Annotated in this window: 16 protein-coding genes and 1 pseudogene; 5 read left to right on the forward strand and 12 right to left on the reverse strand. The window is 74.6% G+C overall.

All coding sequences use genetic code 11. From position 1 onward, the window contains the following. Positions 1–73: 73 nt before the first annotated feature. Both ACJ9NR_RS02835 and ACJ9NR_RS02840 read right to left on the reverse strand, forming a co-directional pair. Positions 74–2161 carry an MMPL family transporter gene (locus ACJ9NR_RS02835; protein ID WP_412489963.1) on the reverse strand — a complete coding sequence of 696 codons (2088 nt, stop codon included), beginning with the start codon at positions 2159–2161 and terminating at the stop codon, positions 74–76. A gap of 151 nt (positions 2162–2312) precedes the next feature. Next, on the reverse strand, positions 2313–2825 hold the full coding sequence (locus ACJ9NR_RS02840; RefSeq protein WP_412489962.1) for a MarR family winged helix-turn-helix transcriptional regulator: 513 nt from the start codon (positions 2823–2825) through the stop codon (positions 2313–2315). A 90-nt stretch (positions 2826–2915) separates the two neighbouring features. Between ACJ9NR_RS02840 and ACJ9NR_RS02845 the strand changes: the two genes are divergently transcribed. The 3 genes and pseudogenes from ACJ9NR_RS02845 to ACJ9NR_RS02855 all read left to right on the forward strand — a co-directional run. After that, entirely contained in the window at positions 2916–4442 is a 1527-nt protein-coding gene (locus tag ACJ9NR_RS02845) for an SDR family oxidoreductase (protein ID WP_412489961.1), read from the forward strand. A gap of 77 nt (positions 4443–4519) precedes the next feature. Further along, the gene (locus tag ACJ9NR_RS02850) at positions 4520–5893 is read left to right on the forward strand and encodes a cryptochrome/photolyase family protein (protein WP_412489960.1); all 1374 of its coding nucleotides are present in this window, start codon (positions 4520–4522) and stop codon (positions 5891–5893) included. Positions 5894–5903: 10 nt separating this feature from the next. Next, a pseudogene (locus ACJ9NR_RS02855) lies at positions 5904–6188 on the forward strand (cryptochrome/photolyase family protein); the annotation flags it as partial. 26 nt (positions 6189–6214) lie between these two features. Here the strand turns inward: ACJ9NR_RS02855 and ACJ9NR_RS02860 are convergent. Beyond that, the gene (locus ACJ9NR_RS02860; RefSeq protein ID WP_412489959.1) at positions 6215–7495 is read right to left on the reverse strand and encodes an NAD(P)/FAD-dependent oxidoreductase; all 1281 of its coding nucleotides are present in this window, start codon (positions 7493–7495) and stop codon (positions 6215–6217) included. 146 nt (positions 7496–7641) lie between these two features. After that, positions 7642–8661, reverse strand: a complete 1020-nt coding sequence (locus ACJ9NR_RS02865) for a MerR family transcriptional regulator (protein WP_412489958.1) — start codon at positions 8659–8661, stop codon at positions 7642–7644. A 184-nt stretch (positions 8662–8845) separates the two neighbouring features. On the opposite strand from ACJ9NR_RS02865, the gene ACJ9NR_RS02870 reads away from it, so the two are divergent. Beyond that, positions 8846–9487: an RNA polymerase sigma factor gene (locus ACJ9NR_RS02870; protein ID WP_412489957.1), complete on the forward strand. Its 642-nt coding sequence runs from the start codon at positions 8846–8848 to the stop codon at positions 9485–9487. A gap of 459 nt (positions 9488–9946) precedes the next feature. Continuing rightward, positions 9947–10531 carry a sigma-70 family RNA polymerase sigma factor gene (locus ACJ9NR_RS02875; protein ID WP_412489956.1) on the forward strand — a complete coding sequence of 195 codons (585 nt, stop codon included), beginning with the start codon at positions 9947–9949 and terminating at the stop codon, positions 10529–10531. Positions 10532–10642: 111 nt separating this feature from the next. Here the strand turns inward: ACJ9NR_RS02875 and ACJ9NR_RS02880 are convergent, their stop codons facing one another. From ACJ9NR_RS02880 to ACJ9NR_RS02915, 8 genes are all read right to left on the reverse strand, one after another. Further along, entirely contained in the window at positions 10643–11449 is an 807-nt protein-coding gene (locus ACJ9NR_RS02880) for a DUF1295 domain-containing protein (protein ID WP_412489955.1), read from the reverse strand. Continuing rightward, complete coding sequence (locus tag ACJ9NR_RS02885; RefSeq protein ID WP_412489954.1) at positions 11446–12756, reverse strand: class I SAM-dependent methyltransferase; 1311 nt, start codon at positions 12754–12756, stop codon at positions 11446–11448. The genes ACJ9NR_RS02880 and ACJ9NR_RS02885 overlap by 4 nt, the downstream gene beginning before the upstream one ends. Next, positions 12753–14030: a class I SAM-dependent methyltransferase gene (locus tag ACJ9NR_RS02890; protein ID WP_412489953.1), complete on the reverse strand. Its 1278-nt coding sequence runs from the start codon at positions 14028–14030 to the stop codon at positions 12753–12755. The genes ACJ9NR_RS02885 and ACJ9NR_RS02890 overlap by 4 nt, the downstream gene beginning before the upstream one ends. After that, positions 14027–14761: a DUF1365 domain-containing protein gene (locus tag ACJ9NR_RS02895; protein WP_412490526.1), complete on the reverse strand. Its 735-nt coding sequence runs from the start codon at positions 14759–14761 to the stop codon at positions 14027–14029. The genes ACJ9NR_RS02890 and ACJ9NR_RS02895 overlap by 4 nt, the downstream gene beginning before the upstream one ends. Next, the gene (locus ACJ9NR_RS02900; protein ID WP_412489952.1) at positions 14755–16065 is read right to left on the reverse strand and encodes an NAD(P)/FAD-dependent oxidoreductase; all 1311 of its coding nucleotides are present in this window, start codon (positions 16063–16065) and stop codon (positions 14755–14757) included. The genes ACJ9NR_RS02895 and ACJ9NR_RS02900 overlap by 7 nt, the downstream gene beginning before the upstream one ends. 120 nt (positions 16066–16185) lie before the next feature. Continuing rightward, positions 16186–16953 carry an ArsR/SmtB family transcription factor gene (locus ACJ9NR_RS02905; protein ID WP_412489951.1) on the reverse strand — a complete coding sequence of 256 codons (768 nt, stop codon included), beginning with the start codon at positions 16951–16953 and terminating at the stop codon, positions 16186–16188. 115 nt (positions 16954–17068) lie between these two features. Then, positions 17069–17560 carry a GNAT family N-acetyltransferase gene (locus ACJ9NR_RS02910; protein WP_412489950.1) on the reverse strand — a complete coding sequence of 164 codons (492 nt, stop codon included), beginning with the start codon at positions 17558–17560 and terminating at the stop codon, positions 17069–17071. A 149-nt stretch (positions 17561–17709) separates the two neighbouring features. Then, a complete protein-coding gene (locus tag ACJ9NR_RS02915) occupies positions 17710–19164 on the reverse strand; it encodes an APC family permease (protein ID WP_412489949.1) in 1455 nt (484 codons plus the stop codon). Positions 19165–19287: the final 123 nt, after the last annotated feature.

Consider the following 19287-nt stretch of genomic DNA (forward strand, 5'->3'; position numbering starts at 1 on the left):
TCGGCGCCGGCATGTGCGCCGGCCCGGACGGACCTGCCGGGGAGGGGGACGAGGGGGACGGGGACGAGGGGGGTCACCCGCGTCCCGTCCGCTCGGGTGCCCCACGCCACAGCCGTCCGGGCCACCACGCCACGGGGCCCAGGTCGCGTACGAGCGCGGGCACCAGCAGCGACCGCACCACGAGCGTGTCGAGCAGGACGCCGAAGGCGACGATGAAGGCGATCTGGACCAGGAAGGCGAGCGGGATGACTCCGAGGGCGGCGAAGGTCGCGGCGAGCACCACGCCCGCCGAGGTGATCACGCCGCCGGTGCCGACCAGTCCGCGCAGCACGCCCTGGCGCACCCCGTGCCGCAGGGACTCCCCCCGCACCCGGGACATCAGGAAGATGTTGTAGTCGACGCCCAGGGCCACCAGGAAGACGAAGCCGTACAGCGGCACCGAGGGATCGCTGCCGGTGAAGCCGAAGACGTGCTGGAAGACCAGGGACGAAACCCCCAGTGTGGCGAGGAAGTTGAGCGCCACCGTCGCCACCAGCAGCGCGGGTGCCAGCAGGGAGCGCAGCAGCACGGTCAGGATGACGAAGATGATGGCGAGGACCACGGGGACGATGAGGGTGCGGTCCCGCTCGGCGGTCCGCAGGGTGTCGTACCGCTGGGCGGTGTATCCGCCCACGAGGGCATGCGCACCGGGCACGTCGTGCAAGGATGACCGCAGCCGGGCGACGGTGTCCTTGGCGGCGTCGCTGTCGGCGGCGGAGTCCAGGGTGACGTCCACCCGCACCCGTCCGTCGACGACCGCCGGGGTGCCGCCGGGCCGTCCGGAGCCGGTGACACCGGCCGCGGACGCGACGCCCTCGGTGGCGCGGGCCGTCGCGACGACCCGGTCGAGCCGGCCGGCATCGGCGATGACGACGGTGGGGTTGCCGGAGCCGCCCGGGAAGTGCTCGGCGAGGGTGCGCTGCGCGGTCACGGACGGGGCGTCGCCGACGAAGGTCTCGTCGAGCGGGACGCCCTTGGCGACCAGGGTGGGGGCGAAGGCGGCGCAGGCCAGCAGTACGGCCAGCGACACGGCCCAGACCTTGCGCGGCGCCCGGTCGACCAGCGCGGCGACGCGACGCCACACTCCATGGGCGTCGGCGGCGGGGCGCGGGGTGGCCGGCCAGTAGGCGGCGCGGCCCAGCAGGACCAGCACGGCCGGCAGGAACGTCAGCGAGCTGACGACGGCGCAGACGATGCCGATCGCGCCGACCGGCCCGAGCGCCCTGTTGTTGGTCAGGTCGCTGAGCAGCAGGGCGAGCAGGCCCAGCGCGACGGTCGCCGCGCTGGCGACGACGGCGCCCCACGACTGCCGCAGGGCGGCCCGCGCGGCGGCGAACCGGTCGGTGTGCTCGGCCAGTTCCTCGCGGTAGCGGGCGGTGATCAGCAGGGCGTAGTCGGTGGCGGCGCCGATGACGAGGATGGAGAGGATGCCCTGCACCTGCCCGTCGACGCGTACGAGGTCGTGGTCGGCGAGCGCGTAGACGACCGCGCAGGCGAGACCCAGGGCGAAGACGGCCCCCACGATGATCACCAGTGGCAGCAGCACGCTGCGGTAGACCAGCAGCAGGATCACCAGGACGGTCACCAGGGCGACCGCCAGCAGCAGGCCGTCGATCCCCGCGAAGGCGTCGGACAGGTCCGCCTGCCCGGCGGCCGGTCCGGCCAGCTGGGCGGTGGTGCCGGGGACCCGTTCGGCGGCGGCGCGGATCCGGTCGAGGCTGTCACCCAGCCGTTCGCCCAGGTCGGGCCGCAACTGTACGACTCCCTCCAGGGCCTTGCCGTCCTTGGACAGCAGTGCGGGGGACACGTCGCCGACCACGCCCGGCACGTCCGTGACGGAGGAGAGCACGCGTCCGGCCGCTGCCTGCCGGTCGCGTACCGGGCCGCCGCCGTCATCGGTCCACACGACCACGGCGGGCAGCGTCTCGTCCTGCTGGAAGGCCCGCTGCGCCGCGATGACCTGGGTGGACTCGGCGCTGCGCGGCAGGAAGGCCGCCTGGTCGTTGGTCGCGACCTCGCCGAGCCGGCCGGCGAACGGGCCGAGGACCCCGCCGATGCCGAGCCAGACGACGAGCAGGAGCAGGGGCACGAGGACGCGGCCCCGGCGCGGGGTGAGGGACATGGTTCTCCAGGCTTGGCGGCTAGGTAACTCAATCACAAACAATCTCAATGATTGAGTTATACGGGTGCCCGCCGATCGTGGGCGGCACCTGGACTTCCGCCGCCCGGCCCGCCGCGGATGCGGCCGGCGTGCCGTTCACGACTCCGGGCGCTCAGGCGCCGGCCGACCTGAGCGGGGCGAGTTCGTCGTTCATGGCGGCGAGGAAGCGCAGCACGACCGACAGCTCCTCCTCGGTGAACCGCGAGCGCGCCGCGTCCGCCGCCTTCGCCAGCGGGCGGAAGTAGGTGCGGGCCGCCGCCCTGGCGTCGGCGGCGTAGTACAGGTGCACCACCCGGCGATCGGCGTTCTCCCGGACCCGCCGGATGTGCCCGGCGCGTTCCAGCCGGTCGATGCAGGCGGTCACGGCGCCCGAGGTCAGGCCCAGGTGCTCACGCAGCCGCTTGGGGGTCATCGGCTCCTCGGCGTCCAGGATCGCCGCGAGGGCCTGGACATCGGTGGCGTGCAGCCCCTGGTCTCCGGCGAATCCGTGGACCAGACGGTTGATCTCGCCGTTCATCCGGCGCAGCTGCACGGCGAGGGCGTGCAGTCCGGCTCCGGCAGGGGGTACCTGGTCGGGTGCCGACGCGGCGGCTGCCGGCTCGTGCCGGTCGTCTGCTGTGGCCACGCGATCAGCCTATAGAAGCGCCCGCATCCGATGCGCCGCCGCCCCTGGAAGTGATCACAGTGGTACATCGACACGAAGGACCCGGAGCTGATGAACGCTGACGAGGACGGCCCCGGGCCGCGCTGCCTGGTGACCGGGGCGACGGGATACATCGGCGGCCGGCTGGTGCCGGAGCTCCTGGACGCGGGCCACCGCGTGCGCTGCCTGGCCCGCTCCCCCGGCAAGCTGCGCGACCACCCCTGGTCCGGGCGGGCGGAGGTGGTCAAGGGCGACGTCACGGACGCCGGCTCGGTCGCCGAGGCGATGCGCGGCGTCGACGTGGCCTACTACCTGGTGCACGCCCTGGGCACCGGCGACAGCTTCGAGGAGACCGACCGCAGGGCGGCGCGTGTCTTCGGCGAGGCGGCCCGGGCCGCCGGGGTGGGGCGCATCGTCTACCTCGGCGGCCTGACCCCCGCGGGGGTGCCGGAGCGCGAGCTGTCGCCGCACCTTCGCTCACGGGCCGAGGTGGGGCGGATCCTGCTGGACTCGGGCGTGCCCACCACCGTGCTGCGCGCGGCGGTGGTCATCGGCTCGGGCTCGGCGTCCTTCGAGATGCTGCGCTATCTCACCGAGCGCCTGCCGGTGATGATCACCCCGAGCTGGGTGCGCACCCGCCTGCAGCCCGTGGCGGTGCGGGACGTGCTGCGCTATCTCGTCGGCAGCGCCGGGATGCCGGCCGGCGTCAGCCGCGCCTTCGACATCGGCGGTCCGGACGTGCTGACGTACCGGGACATGATGCTGCGCTACGCGGCGGTCGCGGGGCTGCCCCGGCGGGTCATCGTCCCCGTGCCCGTGCTCACGCCCGGCCTGTCGAGCCACTGGGTCGGCCTGGTCACCCCGGTGCCCGCGTCGATCGCACGGCCGCTGGCGGAGTCGCTGCGGCACGAGGTCGTCTGCCGGGAGCACGACATCGCCCGGCACGTCCCCGACACCGACCGGCAGCCGATCGGCTTCGACGAGGCCGTCCGGCTGGCCCTGCAGCGCGTCCGCGACGCGAAGGTCACCACCCGCTGGTCGTCGGCCGCGGTGCCCGGCGCGCCCAGCGACCCGCTGCCCACCGACCCCGACTGGGCCGGCGGCAGCCTGTACACCGACGAACGTGAACTGCCGGTCGACGCCTCGCGCGGGGCCCTGTGGCGGGTGATCGAGGGGATCGGCGGGGAGAACGGCTGGTACTCCTGCCCGCTGGCCTGGGCGGTGCGGGGCCGGCTGGACCGGCTGGTGGGCGGCGTGGGGCTGCGCCGGGGCCGGCGTGACGCGGCGCGTCTGCGGGTCGGCGACTCACTGGACTTCTGGCGGGTGGAGGAGATCGAGCCCGGCCGGCTGCTGCGGCTGCGCGCGGAGATGCGGCTGCCGGGCCTGGCCTGGCTGGAGATGTACGCGGAGGACGACGGCGGCCGCACCCGCTACCGCCAGCGGGCCCTGTTCCACCCGCACGGGCTGCTGGGCCACGCCTACTGGTGGAGCGTCTCCCCCTTCCACGCCGCCGTGTTCGGCGGCATGGCCCGCAACATCGCGCTCGCCGCGGCCCGGGACCCGGCCGCGCCGGCACGACAGGACGTGTCCGGCGGCTGACGGCCGCATCCGCCGCGCCCGGCGGACCCGAAGCACTTCGTCGGCCGCCCCTCACCCGCCTTCTCCGGAGAATCGCCATGAACGTCTCGGTCGCCCTGTTCACCGCGGACCTGCGTCTGCACGACCATCCACCGCTGCGGGCCGCGAACGAGGCCGGCGAGGTGGTGCCCCTGTTCGTGCGCGACCGGGGCGTCGCGGAGGCGGGGTTCGCCGCTCCCAACCGGCTCGCGTTCCTCGCCGACTGCCTGCGCGACCTCGACGGCGGGCTGCGGGAGCGGGGCGGCCGGCTGGTGGTGCGCTCCGGCGACGTCGTCGACGAGGTGTGCAGGGTGGTCGCCGAGACCGACGCCGACGAGGTGCACATGGCGGGCGACGTCAGCGCCTACGCGCATCTGCGCGAGCGGCGGCTGCGCCGCGCCCTGGAGGCACGGGGGCGGCGGCTGCACGTCCACGACACGGTCACCACGGCGGTCACGCCCGGCGAGCTCACCCCGGCCTCCTCGGACCACTTCGCCGTCTTCACCCCCTACTTCCGGCAGTGGTCCCAGGTGCACCTGCGCGACACCCTGGCCGCGCCGCGCGCCGTGCGGGTCCCGGACGGCGTCGGATCCGAGGCGCTCCCCTCCCGTTCCGGCCTCTCCGGCCTGTCCGAGGGCCTGGCCGCGGGCGGCGAGGCCGAGGGCCGCAGGCGTCTGTCCGCCTGGCTGCGCGGCGGGATCTCCGGGTACGAGGACCGTCACGACGACCTGGCGGGTGACGCCACCTCGCGTTTCTCACCGCATCTGCACTTCGGCACGCTCTCCCCCGTCGAACTCGTGCACCGGGCGCGCAAGGCGGGCGGCCCCGGCGCCGAGGCGTTCGTGCGGCAGATCGCCTGGCGCGACTTCCACCGCCAGGTGCTGGCCGCCCGGCCGGCGGCCGCCGCCCGCGACTACCGTACGAAGCGCGACCGCTGGCGCTCGCAGCGCCAGGCCCACGACGACATCCAGGCGTGGAAGGAGGGCCGCACCGGCTACCCGATCGTCGACGCGGCGATGCGCCAGCTGGCCCACGAGGGCTGGATGCACAACCGGGGCCGGCTGCTGGCCGCGAGCTTCCTCACCAAGACCCTGTACGTCGACTGGCGGGTGGGCGCCCGCCACTTCCTGGAGCTGCTGGTCGACGGCGACCTCGCCAACAACCAGATGAACTGGCAGTGGATGGCGGGCACCGGGACCGACACCCGCCCCAACCGGGTCCTCAACCCCGTCACCCAGGCCAAGCGCTACGACCCCGACGGCACGTACGTCCGCCGCTGGGTCCCCGAACTCGCCGGAGTCGGCGCCCCGTCGGTCCACGAGCCGTGGAAGCTGCGGGGGCTGGAGCGCGCCGCGATCGACGACTACCCCGACCCGATCGTCGAGCTCTCCGAGGGCCTCGCCCGTTTCAAGCACGCCCGCGGCCGGGACTGAGGCGGCCCGGATGACCGTCCCGCACTGGCTGTTCGGCGACCAGCTCGGCCCGCACTTCCTGGCTCCGGGCGACGGCGGCCCCGCCCGCGGCGCACCGGTGGTGATGATCGAGGCCCGGTCGGTCTTCCGTCGCCGCCGCTTCCACCGCGCCAAGGCCCATCTCGTGCTGTCCGCGGTGCGGCACCGGGCGGCCGAGCTCGGCGACCGGGTGCGGTACGTGCGGGCCGAGACCTACCGCGAAGGGCTCCGCCGCGCCGTGGGCGACGGTCCCCTGACGGCCCATCACCCCACCTCTTCGACGCCCTGCTCCGCGAGCGGGCGCTACGGCGTGACGGCCCGCCGTGAGCCGTGCGCCGGCCCGCCCCGGTGCAGATCCCGCAGCACCTCACGGGCGGCGCGCGCACCGGAGGCCAGCGCGCCCTGGACCGAGCCGGTGGCGCGGTGGTCGCCGCACACGTACCGGCCGCGGGCGACGCGGGTGGTGCGGCTGAGCGGCTGCGGGGGCGGCATGGCGGGCAGGGCGTCCGCGACCGTGCGCACGGTCAGCAGGTCCCAGCCCGCGGTGTCGGTGCCGTACGCCTCCGCCATCGCCGCACGCAGCGCCGGCTCGCCGTCCTCGCCGCCGGCGCCGAGGACGGAGGTCGCGACGAGCGCCGAGCCGGCCGGGGCGTACTGGGGGACCACGTCGCTCAGGACGCAGGTGTTGGCGAAGCGGCGGCGCTCGTCGACGAGCAGCGTGGGCTCGCCCAGCGGGGAGCGCGGGGCCACGTGGTAGTACGTCGTGACCGTCCGGTGGGCGGGCGGGCGCAGGCCGGGCAGCAGGCCGGCGGCCGGGCCCGGCCCGGTGGCCACCACCACGGCGCGCGCGGGCAGTTCGGTGCCGGCGGCGGTGACGGCTCCTTCGCCGGTCAGGGCGGTCACGGCGGTTTCCAGGTGCACGGTCCCGGCCGGCAGCGCGGCCGCCAGCGCGCCGGGCACCGCGCGGATCCCCGCGGTCGGCAGGCACAGGGTGCCGCGCAGCATGCTGCGCCAGACGAGGTGGAAGAAGCGGCCGGAGGTCTCCAGTTCGTCCTCCAGGAACACGCCGGACAGGAACGGCCGGAAGAAGCGTTCGACGAAGGCGTCGGAGAAGCCGGCGTCGGCCAGCGCGGTGCGGGTGGTGCGGTCCTGCGACCGCTTCACCAGGCTCACGGGGGCCAGCATGTCCCGGGCGCAGAGGATGCCCAGGGCCGCCAGATCGCGGGGACCGGCGATCCGCCCGGGAAGCAGGTCGGGCAGGCTGCCCGGGCGTCGCGTGGGGTCGCTGAGACGGAGCCTGCCCCGGCTGGTGTGGGCGAGGAAGCCCGGTGTGAACGGCCGCAGTCCGAGGTCTCGGAGGGTCAGCCGACGCCGGATCTGGGGGTAGGAGGTGTTGAAGACCTGGAAGCCGCGGTCGACGACGAAGCCCTCGACCCGGTCGGAGCGCATCCGTCCGCCCACCTGGTCGCAGGATTCGGCGACGCGGACGTCGAGTCCCGCCGCGAGGAGGTCGTGCGCGCAGGCGAGTCCGGCGACGCCTGCTCCGATCACCAGGACGTCGGGGGTGCGGGCGGGCGCGGGCATGGCGGCCCCTCCGGTCTCGGGCCGTCCGGACACCTCCCGGCCGGCGGTGGCCGTGCGCGGTGGCGCACGCGTATGTGGATCACTTCCCGTGGTGCGCGCCGTCCGGATGCGCCGGGCGGTGCCGCGTCCACCCACCGGGCGAACCGTCAGGGCCGTTCGCCGGACGCCTCGTCGCCGCCCGGCACGGTGAGCACGTCGGAGAGGACGTCGAGAGCGTCCCGCAGCGTCGGTGGCCGGTGCATCCCGCGCGCCTGCGGACCGGACCAGCCCGGCCCGCCCAGCACGACCAGGGGCCGGCGGCGGGCGCCCTTCACCCCCCACTGGGTGCCCGCGACGTGCCGGGCCAGCGCCAGGCTCGCCGTGGAGCGCGCCTGCGCCCACAGCACCACGGCCGGGGGACCCAGCCGCTGCACCGCCGCGGCGAGCGCCTCCGCCGGTACGGCCGCGCCGAACATCCGCGCGGGCAGCCGGCGTTCCGCCAGGGCGGCGTTGAGCGCCTCGATCGGCAGCGTGTGCTGCTCCCCCGGCACGCAGGCCAGGACGGCGGGACCGGCCGCCGACGCGTCGCGCTGCGCCGAGAGGTGCGGGGTGCCGCGGCGCAGGGCGGTGGACACGTGCCAGGACAGCAGGTGCTCGACCTCGACGTAACGGTCGCCGGACGAGGCCCATTTGCGGCCCACCGCGTGCAGGGTCGGCACCATCACCTCCTGCCAGGCGACGGTGATGCCGTACTGCCGCACGGCGGCGGCCAGTTGCTCCTCGACGGCCGGGGAGTCCAGGCGCACGGCGGCGCGGGCCAGCCCCCGGCACTCCTGGCGCACGTCCCCGAGCGGCAGCGTGCCGGGGGCCCTCGAACGGCCCTGTCGCGGCGCCTCCTCGGGCTCCTCGCCCCCGGCGGGGAGGACCCCGGCCATCTCCTTCGCGGCGCGCGCCGCCTCCGCGGGCGGAACTCCCGAGGAAGTCAGCCGGCACATCGCCTCGAGCATCGCCACGTCCCGCGGGGTCCAGCGGCGGTGGCGTCCGTCGGCGCGGACGGCGGGCCCGATGCCGTAGCGGCGGTCCCAGGAACGCAGCGTGGTGGGCGAGACCCCCAGCCGGCGGGCGAGGCCGCCGGTGGTCAGGGGCACGCCCGTCGTGGGGTCCTCGGGCGTGGTCGAGCGGCTCATGCGGGGACTATACGACGGGCAGACGACGCAGAAACGACGCAAGTTGATGACCTTGCCTCCCGGCTCGGAGCATGGGCCGCACGGGGACGCGCCCCGGAAGCCGTCCCGCACCGGCCTGCGACCGGTCGCCCCGCCCGGCACCGGACACCCGGCGCGGAAGCCGTCGACGTGAGGAGTCGTCGTCATGAGCCCGCAGCGCAGTGCCATCGCCCCGGCCCCCGCGGTGCCACGGCCCGAACGGGCGCCGCGGGCACCCGGGCCGGCGCCGGTGGCGGAGGCGCTCGCCGAGGAGGACCTCGCCCGGGGTCTCGCGGCGGGCGACGAGGAGTGCCTGGAGGCGGCGTATCACCGCTGGTCGGGCCTGGTGCACACGCTGGCCTGGCGCTCCCTGGGCGACGCGCGGGAGGCGGAGGACGTCACCCAGCAGGTGTTCCTCGGGGTCTGGCGCGGGCGCGGGGCCTTCCGTCCCGATCGCGGCTCGATGGGCGGCTGGATCGTCGGCATCACCAGGCGGAAGATCGCGGACGCGCTCTCCGCCCGCACCCGGCGGATGGCCGTGGTCGCCTCCGCCGGTACCTCGCCGGCGCTGTCCGACCCCGCCCTCCGGCAGCCCGACACGGCCGCCCTGGACCGCGTCCTCGTCCTGCACGAACTGGCCAAGCTGCCCGCCGCCCAGCAGCGGGTGCTGCGGCTGGCCTTCTACGAGGACCTCACGCAGGCGCAGATCGCGGAGCGCACCGGCTGGCCGCTCGGCACGGTCAAGAGCCACGCCCGCCGCGGCCTGCACCGCTTGCGCCGCTCCCTCCGGCCGGAGGAGGGCGCCTGAGAGGCCCGGCCCGGATTCGCACCTTCATTCGACGCACAAACGGTGCGCATCACGCCGCGCACCCTCTGCGGCAGGAAGGGCGGCACATGCCCGGCCCACGGCGGAGCGGTCGGGCGGACGCGTGAGCGCACCGGCCTCCTGCCGCGTCCGGAGGCCGGGCGGGCCGCCGCCGTCCCGGCCGCCGTACGCCTCCCGGCGGTCGGGGCCGGGCTCCTCGTGCTCGCGTGTCTGTGGCGGAGGTTCCGGCGCGGGACCGCATCCGCCTCTTCGTCGGCGCCGGAAGAAGAGGTGTGTGGCGGAGGCGGTTGACGGGCCGCCTCCGGCCGGGGGCCTCCTCGCCCCGGCGGCCTCCGGGGAGTGTCGGCTCTCCCCGGAGGCCACTCCCGGCCCTGTGCGCGCGGCCCTGTGCACGCGGCCCTGTGCGCGCCGGAAGGACTCCCCCGTGACTAAGGACTCCCCGTGAAAGAAGCCGTGTACGTCGGCACGAGCCCGTCACCGGAGCCGGACCTGGAGGAGTTGCTGCGGGGGGTGGCCCTGGGCGACCACGACGCCTTCGCCGCGCTCTACGACGCCGTCGCCGGTCCGGTGCTCGGGGTGGTGCGGGCCGTGGTGCGGGACGCGGCGCAGTCGGAGGAGGTCGCCCAGGACGCGCTGGTGGAGGTGTGGCGGACGGCACCCCGGTTCCGGCCGGAGCGCGGCTCGGCGGTCAACTGGGTCCTCACCCTGGCCCACCAGCGCGCCGTGGACCGCGTCAGATGGGCGCAGGCGTCCGCGGCGCGGGAGCAGCGGGCGGCCCGGCTGGACCGGTCGCCCGACTACGACCACGTCACCGAGCAGGTGGAGGCCCGGCTGGAGCGCGAGCAGGTCCGCCGGTGCCTGCGCACGCTGACGGACGTCCAGCGGCAGTCCGTCACGCTGGCCTACTACGGCGGGCTGACCCATCGCGAGATCGCGGAGAACCTGGCGCTGCCACTGGGCACGGTCAAGACCCGGTTGCGCGACGGTCTCATCCGGCTGCGCGACTGCCTGGGCGCGGAGCGGTGACCGCCGCCGTCACGCACACCCCGGCCGGGGCCCGCGCCCCGCGGTGGCCCACCGACCGGCGGCGGCACCCTGCGGGGCGCCGGGCGCGTGCCGTCCGCGGGCACACACCGCTCACCTGCGCTCGCGTGGCGGCCTGGGGAAGAACCCGCTCGTGCGGGCGGCGTAGTCGGCATAGCCGGGCCGCTCGCTCATGTGCCGCTCCAGCAGCGCCTTTCCGCTGCCCCGGGTCAGCAGCAGGGTCATCACCAGGGGGGACACGACGCAGGCCGCGGCCGCCGCGGCGGAGTCGCAGCTGATCAGGAACAGGCCCCACCACACGCAGAAGTCGCCGAAGTAGTTGGGGTGCCGGGTCCAGCTCCACAGCCCGCGCGTCATCAGCCGCCCCTTGTTGGCGGGGTCGGCCTTGAAGCGGGCCAGCTGCGCGTCGCCGCCCGCCTCGAAGAACAGCCCCACGGCCCAGAGGACGCCACCCGCGGCGGCGAAGCCCGTCATCGGGGCGGGGATGTACTGCGCGGCCTGCACGGGCAGCGACACCAGCCACACCAGCGCGGCCTGCAGGAGGTAGACCTTGCGCAGGGCGTACAGGTTCCGGCTGCCCGGGGCCCTGGCGAGCAGGTTCTCGTAGCGCGGGTCCTCGCCGTGGCCCCGGCCGCGCCGCGCGATGTGCGCGGCGAGCCGCAGGCCCCAGACCGCGGTCAGGGCCGTGACCAGGACGCGCCGCCCGGTGTCGCCCTCACCGGCCGACGCCGCGCAGCTCACGACGGCGACGGCGGCGAAGGCGAGCCCCCAGGCGACGTCCACGATCCGGTGCACGCCGCCGCGGACGGCCACCGCGAAGGTGGCGAGCATGACGGCCAGCGCCGTCGCGGCCGCCCACGCGAGGTTGAGCGCGAAGCCGCCCCAGGACAAGCCGTTCACGACAGCTCCGGTCCGCGGTACCAGGCGGCGGGGGTCGGGGGCAGGCAGGCGGCGCCGCGCGCGGTGGGCTTCACGCTCAGGATCTGGTCGACGCCCATCCGCCCCTCCTCGAAGGCGAGGGCGCCGCCCGCGAGGTACAGCCGCCACACCCGCGCCGTCTCCGCGCCGACGAGTCGCACCACGTCGTCCCAGCGGTCCTCCAGGGTGCGGTGCCAGGCGGACACGGTGCGCACGTAGTGTTCGCGCAGCGACTCCACGGACCGCACCTCGAGGCCGGCCTCCTCCAGCAGCGTCACGGTCTCGCCCAGCGGCCTCATGTGCATGTCCGGCGCGATGTACGCCTCGATGAAGGCACCGCCTCCGGGCGCCCGGCGCCCCCGGGACATCTGCTGCACCAGCACCCGCCCCCGCGGGCGCAGAAGCCGGTGCAGGCAGGCGGCGAACGCCGGGTACTGCGCGTCGCCGACGTGCTCGCCCATCTCGACGGTGGCGACGGCGTCGTAGGCGCCGCCGTCGATGTCGCGGTAGTCCTGGCAGACGACGTCGACGCGGTGCGACAGCCCGCGCTCGCGCACCTGCTCGCGGACGTACGCCGCCTGTTCCGCGGCCAGTGTGACGGCGGTGACCTGGGCCTTGTGGCGCTCGGCGGCGTACAGGGTGAGCGAGCCCCAGCCGCAGCCGATGTCCAGCAGCCGGGCGCCGGGTTCGAGGGCCAGCTTGCGGCAGACGAGCTCGAGCTTGGCGCGCTGTGCGTCGGCGGCGGTGAAGGACGGGTCCTCGCTCGCCCAGTAACCGCACGAGTAGGCCATCGTCTCGTCGAGGAGCAGGGCGTAGAAGGCGTTGGACAGGTCGTAGTGGTGGCTGATGGCCGCCCGGTCGCGGGTCTTGCTGTGCAGGCCGCCGCGCAGCCGGGCCTGGGCGGCGGGAGCGGCCGGGCGCGGACCGAGGACGCCGAGCCGTGCGGCCGTGCCGAGGGCGCGGGCCCGGCCGGCGAGGGCGGTGCGCGGCGGGTGCAGGCCGCGCTCGCGGGCCGCCGCCCACATCGCGCGCAGCCCCTCGGCGAGGTCGCCCTCGACGTCGAGCTCGCCGGTGACGTAGGCCTGGGCGAGCCCCAGCTCCCCCGGTTCCCACAGCAGCCGGCGCAGGGCTCTGCGGGACCGTACGACGAGCACGGGGCCGTCGGCGGGTCCGGCCTCGCTGCCGTCCCACGCGCGCAGCCGTACCGGGAGGGCGCCGCCGAGCGCCTCCTCGGCGAGCGCGGCGAGCCGGTGGGCGGCGCCCGGCCTGGTGGTGCGGGCCATGGTCATCGTGCGGTGTCCTCCTTGGTGAACAGGTACTGCTGGACGTCGAGGTAGCCGGAGCGGAAGCCGGCCTCGCAGTAGGCGAGGTAGAAGGTCCACATGCGGCGGAAGGTCTCGTCGAAGCCGAGCGCGGCCACGGCGCCGGCGCGCTCGGTGAACCGCTCCCGCCACAGCCGCAGCGTCTCGGCGTAGTGCGGTCCGAAGGCGTCCCGGCGGGTCACGGTCAGCCGGGTGTGCTCGCGCACCGTCTCGTCCACGGCCTCGACGGACGGCAGCAGTCCGCCGGGGAAGATGTACTTCTGGATCCAGGTGTACGTGTGCCGGGTGGCCAGCATCCGTTCGTGCGGCATGGTGATGGCCTGCAGGGCCGCCCTGCCGCCGGGCACCAGACGGTCGTCGAGGGTGCGGAAGTAGACCGGCCAGAACTCCTCGCCGACCGCTTCGACCATCTCGACGCTGACGACGGCGTCGTAACGGCCGCGGGCCTCGCGGTAGTCGCACAGCTCGATGCGCACCCGGTCGGCCAGACCCGCCTGCCGGACGCGTGCGCGGGCCAGGCCGCGCTGCTCGGCGGAGAGGGTGAGCGAGGTGACGTGGGCGCCTCGGGCGGCCGCACGTACGGCGAGTTCTCCCCAGCCGGTGCCGATCTCGAGCAGCCGGGTGCCCTCGCGGACGCCTGCGAGGTCCAGCAGGCGGTCGATCTTGCGGTGCTGGGCGGCGGCGAGCAGGTCCCAGGTGGCGGGGAAGCCCCGGAAGACGGCCGAGGAGTAGGTGAGGGTGTCGTCGAGGAAGAGGGCGAAGAGGTCGTTGGACAGGTCGTAGTGGCGGCTGATGTTGTCGCGGGCGCCGTCGGGCGTGTTGCGCTGGTGGGCGGGCCGGCGCGGGGCCCACAGGCCGCGCAGGCGCTGCAGCGGGGCCGGGAGGAGCTGTGCGGCGTGGGCGGCGAGGACGGTCAGGGCGCCGACCGGGTCGGGGGCGTCCCACTCGCCGGCCATGTAGGACTCCCCGAAGCCGATCAGGCCCTGGGTGCCGATGCGGGCGTAGAAGGCCCGCGGGTCGTGTACGTCCAGCAGCGGGCCGCCCCGGCCGGCGGTGTCGCCCCCGGCGAAGCGTGCCCGCAGGGGCAGCCGGTCGAGGGCCCGGCGCAGCACCGCCCGGGTCATGGCGGTCCGCGGCCAGGAGGCGTGCGGGCGGGCGGCCACGTCGGGCCAGTGCCCGGCGTCCGCGGGCACGGCGCCGTCGGTCCGCCGCACATCGGCGCGGGTGTTGGTCGTGCTCACTTCATACGCTCCGGGATGCGGTGGTCGGGTCGGGGCTGGACGGGCAGTCCCCGCAGGTACAGCCGGATGCCGTGCAGCCGGATCGCCGCGGACACCCGGGCCGTGGACCAGGGGTGGCGCAGAGCCAGCCGCACCAGCCGGCCCGCCGTCAGCCCGGTACGGACGCCCCGGACGGTCGCGGTGAACGGCCGCCCGGCCTCGCGCTCGAGGTGCACGGTCAGGTGGAGCCGCTCGCCCGGCTCGGGCAGGCGCATGCGGTAGCGCCCGTCGACGGGGAAGAACGGCGAGACGTAGAACTCCTTGGCCGCCTCGGCGGTATGGGTGGTGCCGGGGTGCAGCAGGTAGCAGTGGCGCCCGCCGTAGGTGTTGTGGACCTCGGCGACCACGCAGCGCGGCGCGCCGTCGCGGTCGTGGCACCAGTAGAGGGTGAGCGGGTTGAAGACGTGGCCGAGCACGCGCGCGTGGGTGAGCATCAGGACGGGTCCGCCGTCGAGGTGCACGCCCTTGCCGGCGAGGAAGGACTCCAGTCCGGCGCGGAGGGAGGGCTCCCGGCCGGTGAAGTGGTCGCGGGCGTCGAAGCGCGCCAGCGCCCGCAGGGGCCGCGGCAGCCGGGGCGGCCGGTCGGGGTCGATCAGCCACAGGTAGGTGCGGTGGCGCAGCGCGTACCGCAGGGGTGCGGTGCGCACGTGGGTGATCGTGCACGGGTAGAGGGCGGGAGCGGACGTCACCAGCGCGCTCCCAGGGCCGCGGCGGCCAGCACGCCGGAGCGGCAGCCGTCCTCGTGGAACCCCCAGCCGTGGTAGGCGCCCGCGAACGCGGTGACGGGCGTGTTCAGTTCGGGCAGCCGCCGCTGCGCGGCGACCGACTCCGGTGTGTGCACGGGGTGTTCGTAGACCATCCGCGCCCGGGCCCGAGCCGGGTCGACGCGGTCCTCGCCGCCGAGGGTGACGACGAACGTCTCGGGGGCGTCCAGGCGCTGGAGCCGGTTCATGTCGTAGCTGACGCGCACCCGGTCCGCACCCGCCGTGCAGGAGGGCATGAGGTAGTTCCAGCAGGCGCGGGCTCCTCGGGCGCGGGGCAGCAGGCTGGTGTCCGTGTGCAGCAGGGTGTGGTTGCGGGAGTACCGGAACGCCCCGAGGACCTCCTTCTCCTCCGGGGTCGCGTCGGCCAGCAGCCGCAGCGCCTGGTCGGGGTGGACGGCGACGACCACCGCGTCGTAGGAGTCGGTGGTGCCGGCCGTGGTCAGGACGGCGCCGTCGGCGTGCCGGGTGACGGTGTGCACGGGCGTCGCGGTGCGCACGGCGTCGAGCCGCTCGGCGACCCGGTCGACGTAGCTGCGCGAGCCGCCGGTCACGGTGCGCCAGGTGGGCGAGCCGCCGACCGAGAGCATGCCGTGGTGCGCCATGAACCGGAACAGGTAGGCGGCGGGGTGGCGCCGGGCGGTCGCCGTGTCGCAGGACCAGACGGCCGACACGAGCGGGGTGATGAAGTGGGTGCGGAAGTAGGGCGTGAAGCCCTCGCGCCGGAGGAACTCACCGAGGGTGAGGGTGGCGTCGGGCTCCCGGGCGAGCAGGCGCCGGGCGGCCCGGTGGAAGACGGGGACTTCGGCGAGCATCCGCAGATAGGCGCCGCGCGCGGCGTTGCGGGGCCGGGCCAGCAGTCCGGCGGGGCCGCGGGCTCCGGCGTACTCGAGACCGCAGCCCTCGCACCGCACCGACATGCTCATCTCCGACTCCTGTGTGGCGACGCCGAGTTCGCCGAAGAGCCGCAGGAGGTTGGGGTAGGTGCGGCGGTTGTGCACGATGAAGCCGGAGTCCACCCGGTGGGTCCGCCCGTCGGACGAGGCCAGCTCGTGGGTGTGGGCGTGCCCGCCGAGCCGGTCGTCGGCCTCGTACAGGGTGACGTGATGGGTGCGGCGCAGGATGTGCGCGGCGGTCAGCCCCGCCACGCCGCTGCCGACGACGGCGGCGCGCCGCCGGCCGCCGCCCCCCTCCGCCGCGTCCCCCGGACTGCCCGATGCCGTTGCGGCCGCCATCGCCTCTCCTCCCGCGACGTCGATCACTGATGTCGCGGGTAATCCGAGGCCGGGGCGCGCGCGGATTGGCCGGGGGCGCGGCGTTTCGCCGGGTGGGGGCGGCGGGCTCTTTCCGCCGGCTCAGTGGCCGGGTACCGACCACGGCTCCTGGGGCAGCGGACTGCCGGTCTCCAGGAGCGACTTGAGGTTGGACAGGACGGCCGACCAGCCGTCGGCGGCGGCGGAGAGCTCGCCCTCGTCCCTGAGGTCCTCGTGGGTCACGGTGAGGCGGACGATGTCCTCGTGCGGCCGGATGTCGAAGGTCACGCGGGAGCGGCCGTCCTGCTGCCCCTCGCTGTCCGGCGCGGCCCAGGTGGTGACCAGACGGGTCGGGCGATCGCTCTCGACGACCTCGCCGACCACGTCGGCGATGCCGGATCCGTCGGTGCGGACGTGTTCCCAGCGGGACCCCGGCCGCCAGTCCGAGACGTTGCTGTGGCCCCAGTAGGCGGCGGTCAGGCCGGCGTCGGTGAGGGCGTCCCAGACCTTCTCGGGTGTGCTGTGGATGTAGGTGACGTACACGAATGTCGGTTTGTCGGCCATGGCTTCCTCGGCTTGTCGTTTCACGGCGCTGAGCGCGCTCAGACGCGGCCGCTCGAACCTGTCGATCCAGCGCTCCTGCATCTCGTGGAGCGGGACCGGATTGAGGTAGTGCAGCTTCTCCCGCCCCCGCCGCACCGTGCTGACCAGGTTGGCGGCCTCCAGGACGGCCAGGTGCTGGGTCACCGACTGGCGGGTCATGTCGATGCGCTCGCACAGCTCGCCCAGGGTCTGCCCGTTGCTCTCGCGCAGCCGGTCCAGCAGCCGCCTGCGCGTGTCGTCGGCCAGCGCCCTGAAGACCTTGTCCATTCCCGGGTCACTCTCTGATCGCACACCCAAAGTTATGCAGCCAATTACTTGCATGTCAAGGAGTGCGGACCCCGGCCGGGCGTCCCCGGCGACCGCACGCGCCCGGGGCGCACGCTCAGCTCACGAACGAGATCCACGCGTCCGGCGCCAGGTCGGGCCGCCCCGGCACCGGCCGCGTCTCCTCCGACCAGGCGTCCGGGGCGAGTCGGGCGGCGACGTGGCGCCAGAAGCGGACGGCGGGCTCGTTGGCGTACTGGAAGGCCACCTCCCACCGGCCGGGGTGGCGCAGGACGACCTCGCGCACCGCGGTGCCGCCGATGCCCTCGCGGCGTGCGCCGCGGACCACGAAGAAGCTGTTCAGCACGCGGGCCGGCCCGTCGAGGCCGCGGACGAACGCGAAGCCGACGGGCCGGTCCGCGCGGCGGAAGAGGTACGGCGCCCAACCGGCCTCCGTGAAGGCCGAGTCGACCCGCTCGCCGCGGAACGTCCCGTCGGGGCCCGGCAGTACGCCCATGAAACCCGAGAGGTCATGACGGAACATCAGCCACAACCGCTCGACGGTGGGGCGGTCCTGGACGGTCGCGGGGCGGACGGACAGGTCGGACACGGGGGCTCTCCTTCGCGAGTGATCCGCCGGGTTGCCGGACGGTCGGTCGGCAGGCACCAGAAAAGCCTCTCCGGGCGGACCAGCGTCCGCCCGGAGAGGCTTCACGGATGACCACACCCTAGCGGAGGCACGGTGACCGCGGGGGCGGATCACGCCTGCGCGGGCGACGGATCCGGCTCGGCCGGCGTCAGATACTCCTCCGCGATCTCCTTCGGGCCGAACGGCCAGACCTTCTCCAGCCGCGCCCAGAGCACGAACGCCAGGCAGCCCAGGGCCAGCCACGCCAGGGACCATTCGATGGGGTGGCGGCCCGGCGAGTTCTTGTCCGCGTAGCCGTAGATCACGCACCAGCCGACGAAGGCGACGGCGCTCGGTACCGGGTAGAGCCACATCCGGTACGGCCGGCGCAGCGCCGGCTGCCGCTTGCGCAGCACCGTCAGCGCGACGATCTGGGCCAGCGCCTGGACGATGACCATCACCGTCGTCAGCAGCTGGATGAGCGTCGCGAGGTCCGTGTGCCGGCCGATCAGGAAGCCGGCGGCCGTGATCACGCCCATGGTCGCGAGGCCCAGCATCGGGAAGCGGTGGCGGGGGTGCAGCCTGGCGTAGGGCCGGAAGAAGACCCGCTCGCGGGCCGCGTCGTACGGCACCCGGGAACCGCCCAGCAGACCGGTGAAGACCGAGGCGAACGCGGTGATCAGGATGAGGACGGTGACCGTGTCGGCGGCCCCCTTGCCCCAGGTCTTCTCCAGCACGGCCGACGCCACCGAGGTGGAGGCGATGTCGTCGGCGTGCGTCATGCGGTGCCAGTCGATCACGCCGAGCGTGCCGATCTGCAGCAGCAGGTAGATCGCCATGATGCCGAGGATGGAGAAGATGATCGAGCGCGGCAGGACGCGCCCGGGATCCTTGATCTCGGCGCCCATGTAGGCCGTCGTGTTGTAGCCGAGGTAGTCGTAGATACCGATGGTCAGGCCGCCCGCGAAGCCGATCCAGAAGTGGTTGCCGCCCAGGTCGAAGGCGTGCGCGGGGTAGGTGAAGGCGAGGTGGGCGCTGAAGTCGGAGGCGGCGGCGAGGATGACCAGCAGCACGGAGGTGATCATGACCGTCCACATCACGGCGGTGAGCCGGGCGATGTGCTCGATGCCCCGCCACAGCAGGAGGACGACCAGGGCGATCACACCGAGGCCGATCAGGTCGCCCGCGGTCTGGCCCAGGCCGGGGGCGAGATAGCCGAGGTACTGGACGAAGCCCACCACGCCGGTCGACATGATCAGCGGGATGAACAGCATCGCCGTCCAGACGAACAGGAACGGCATCAGCCGGCCCGTGCGGTACTGGAAGGCCTGGCGCAGATAGACGTAACTGCCACCGGAGCCGGGCATCGCGGCGCCCAGCTCGGCCCACACCAGCCCGTCGGCGAGCGCGAGCAGCGCGCCGGCGACGAAGCCGATCACGGCCTGCGGACCGCCGAACGCGGCGACCATCAGCGGGATCGTGACGAACGGTCCGATGCCGCACATCTGACTCATGTTGATGGTGGTGGCCTGGAAGAGGCCGACGCGACGGACGAAGCCACCGCTGGGTGGCGGGCTACCGGACATGGGGGTCTCCTCGGACACCGGGCGCTGGGCTGCCCACGGCTCGCCCGGCAAGGCTCTTGGCCGATAAAGTTAAGGAGCCTTACTAGAAGCGTCAAGAGGCCCCCGCGGATACGTGAGAATGGT

Source organism: Streptomyces sediminimaris (assembly GCF_047049295.1).
Classification (GTDB): Bacteria; Actinomycetota; Actinomycetes; order Streptomycetales; family Streptomycetaceae; genus Streptomyces; species Streptomyces sediminimaris.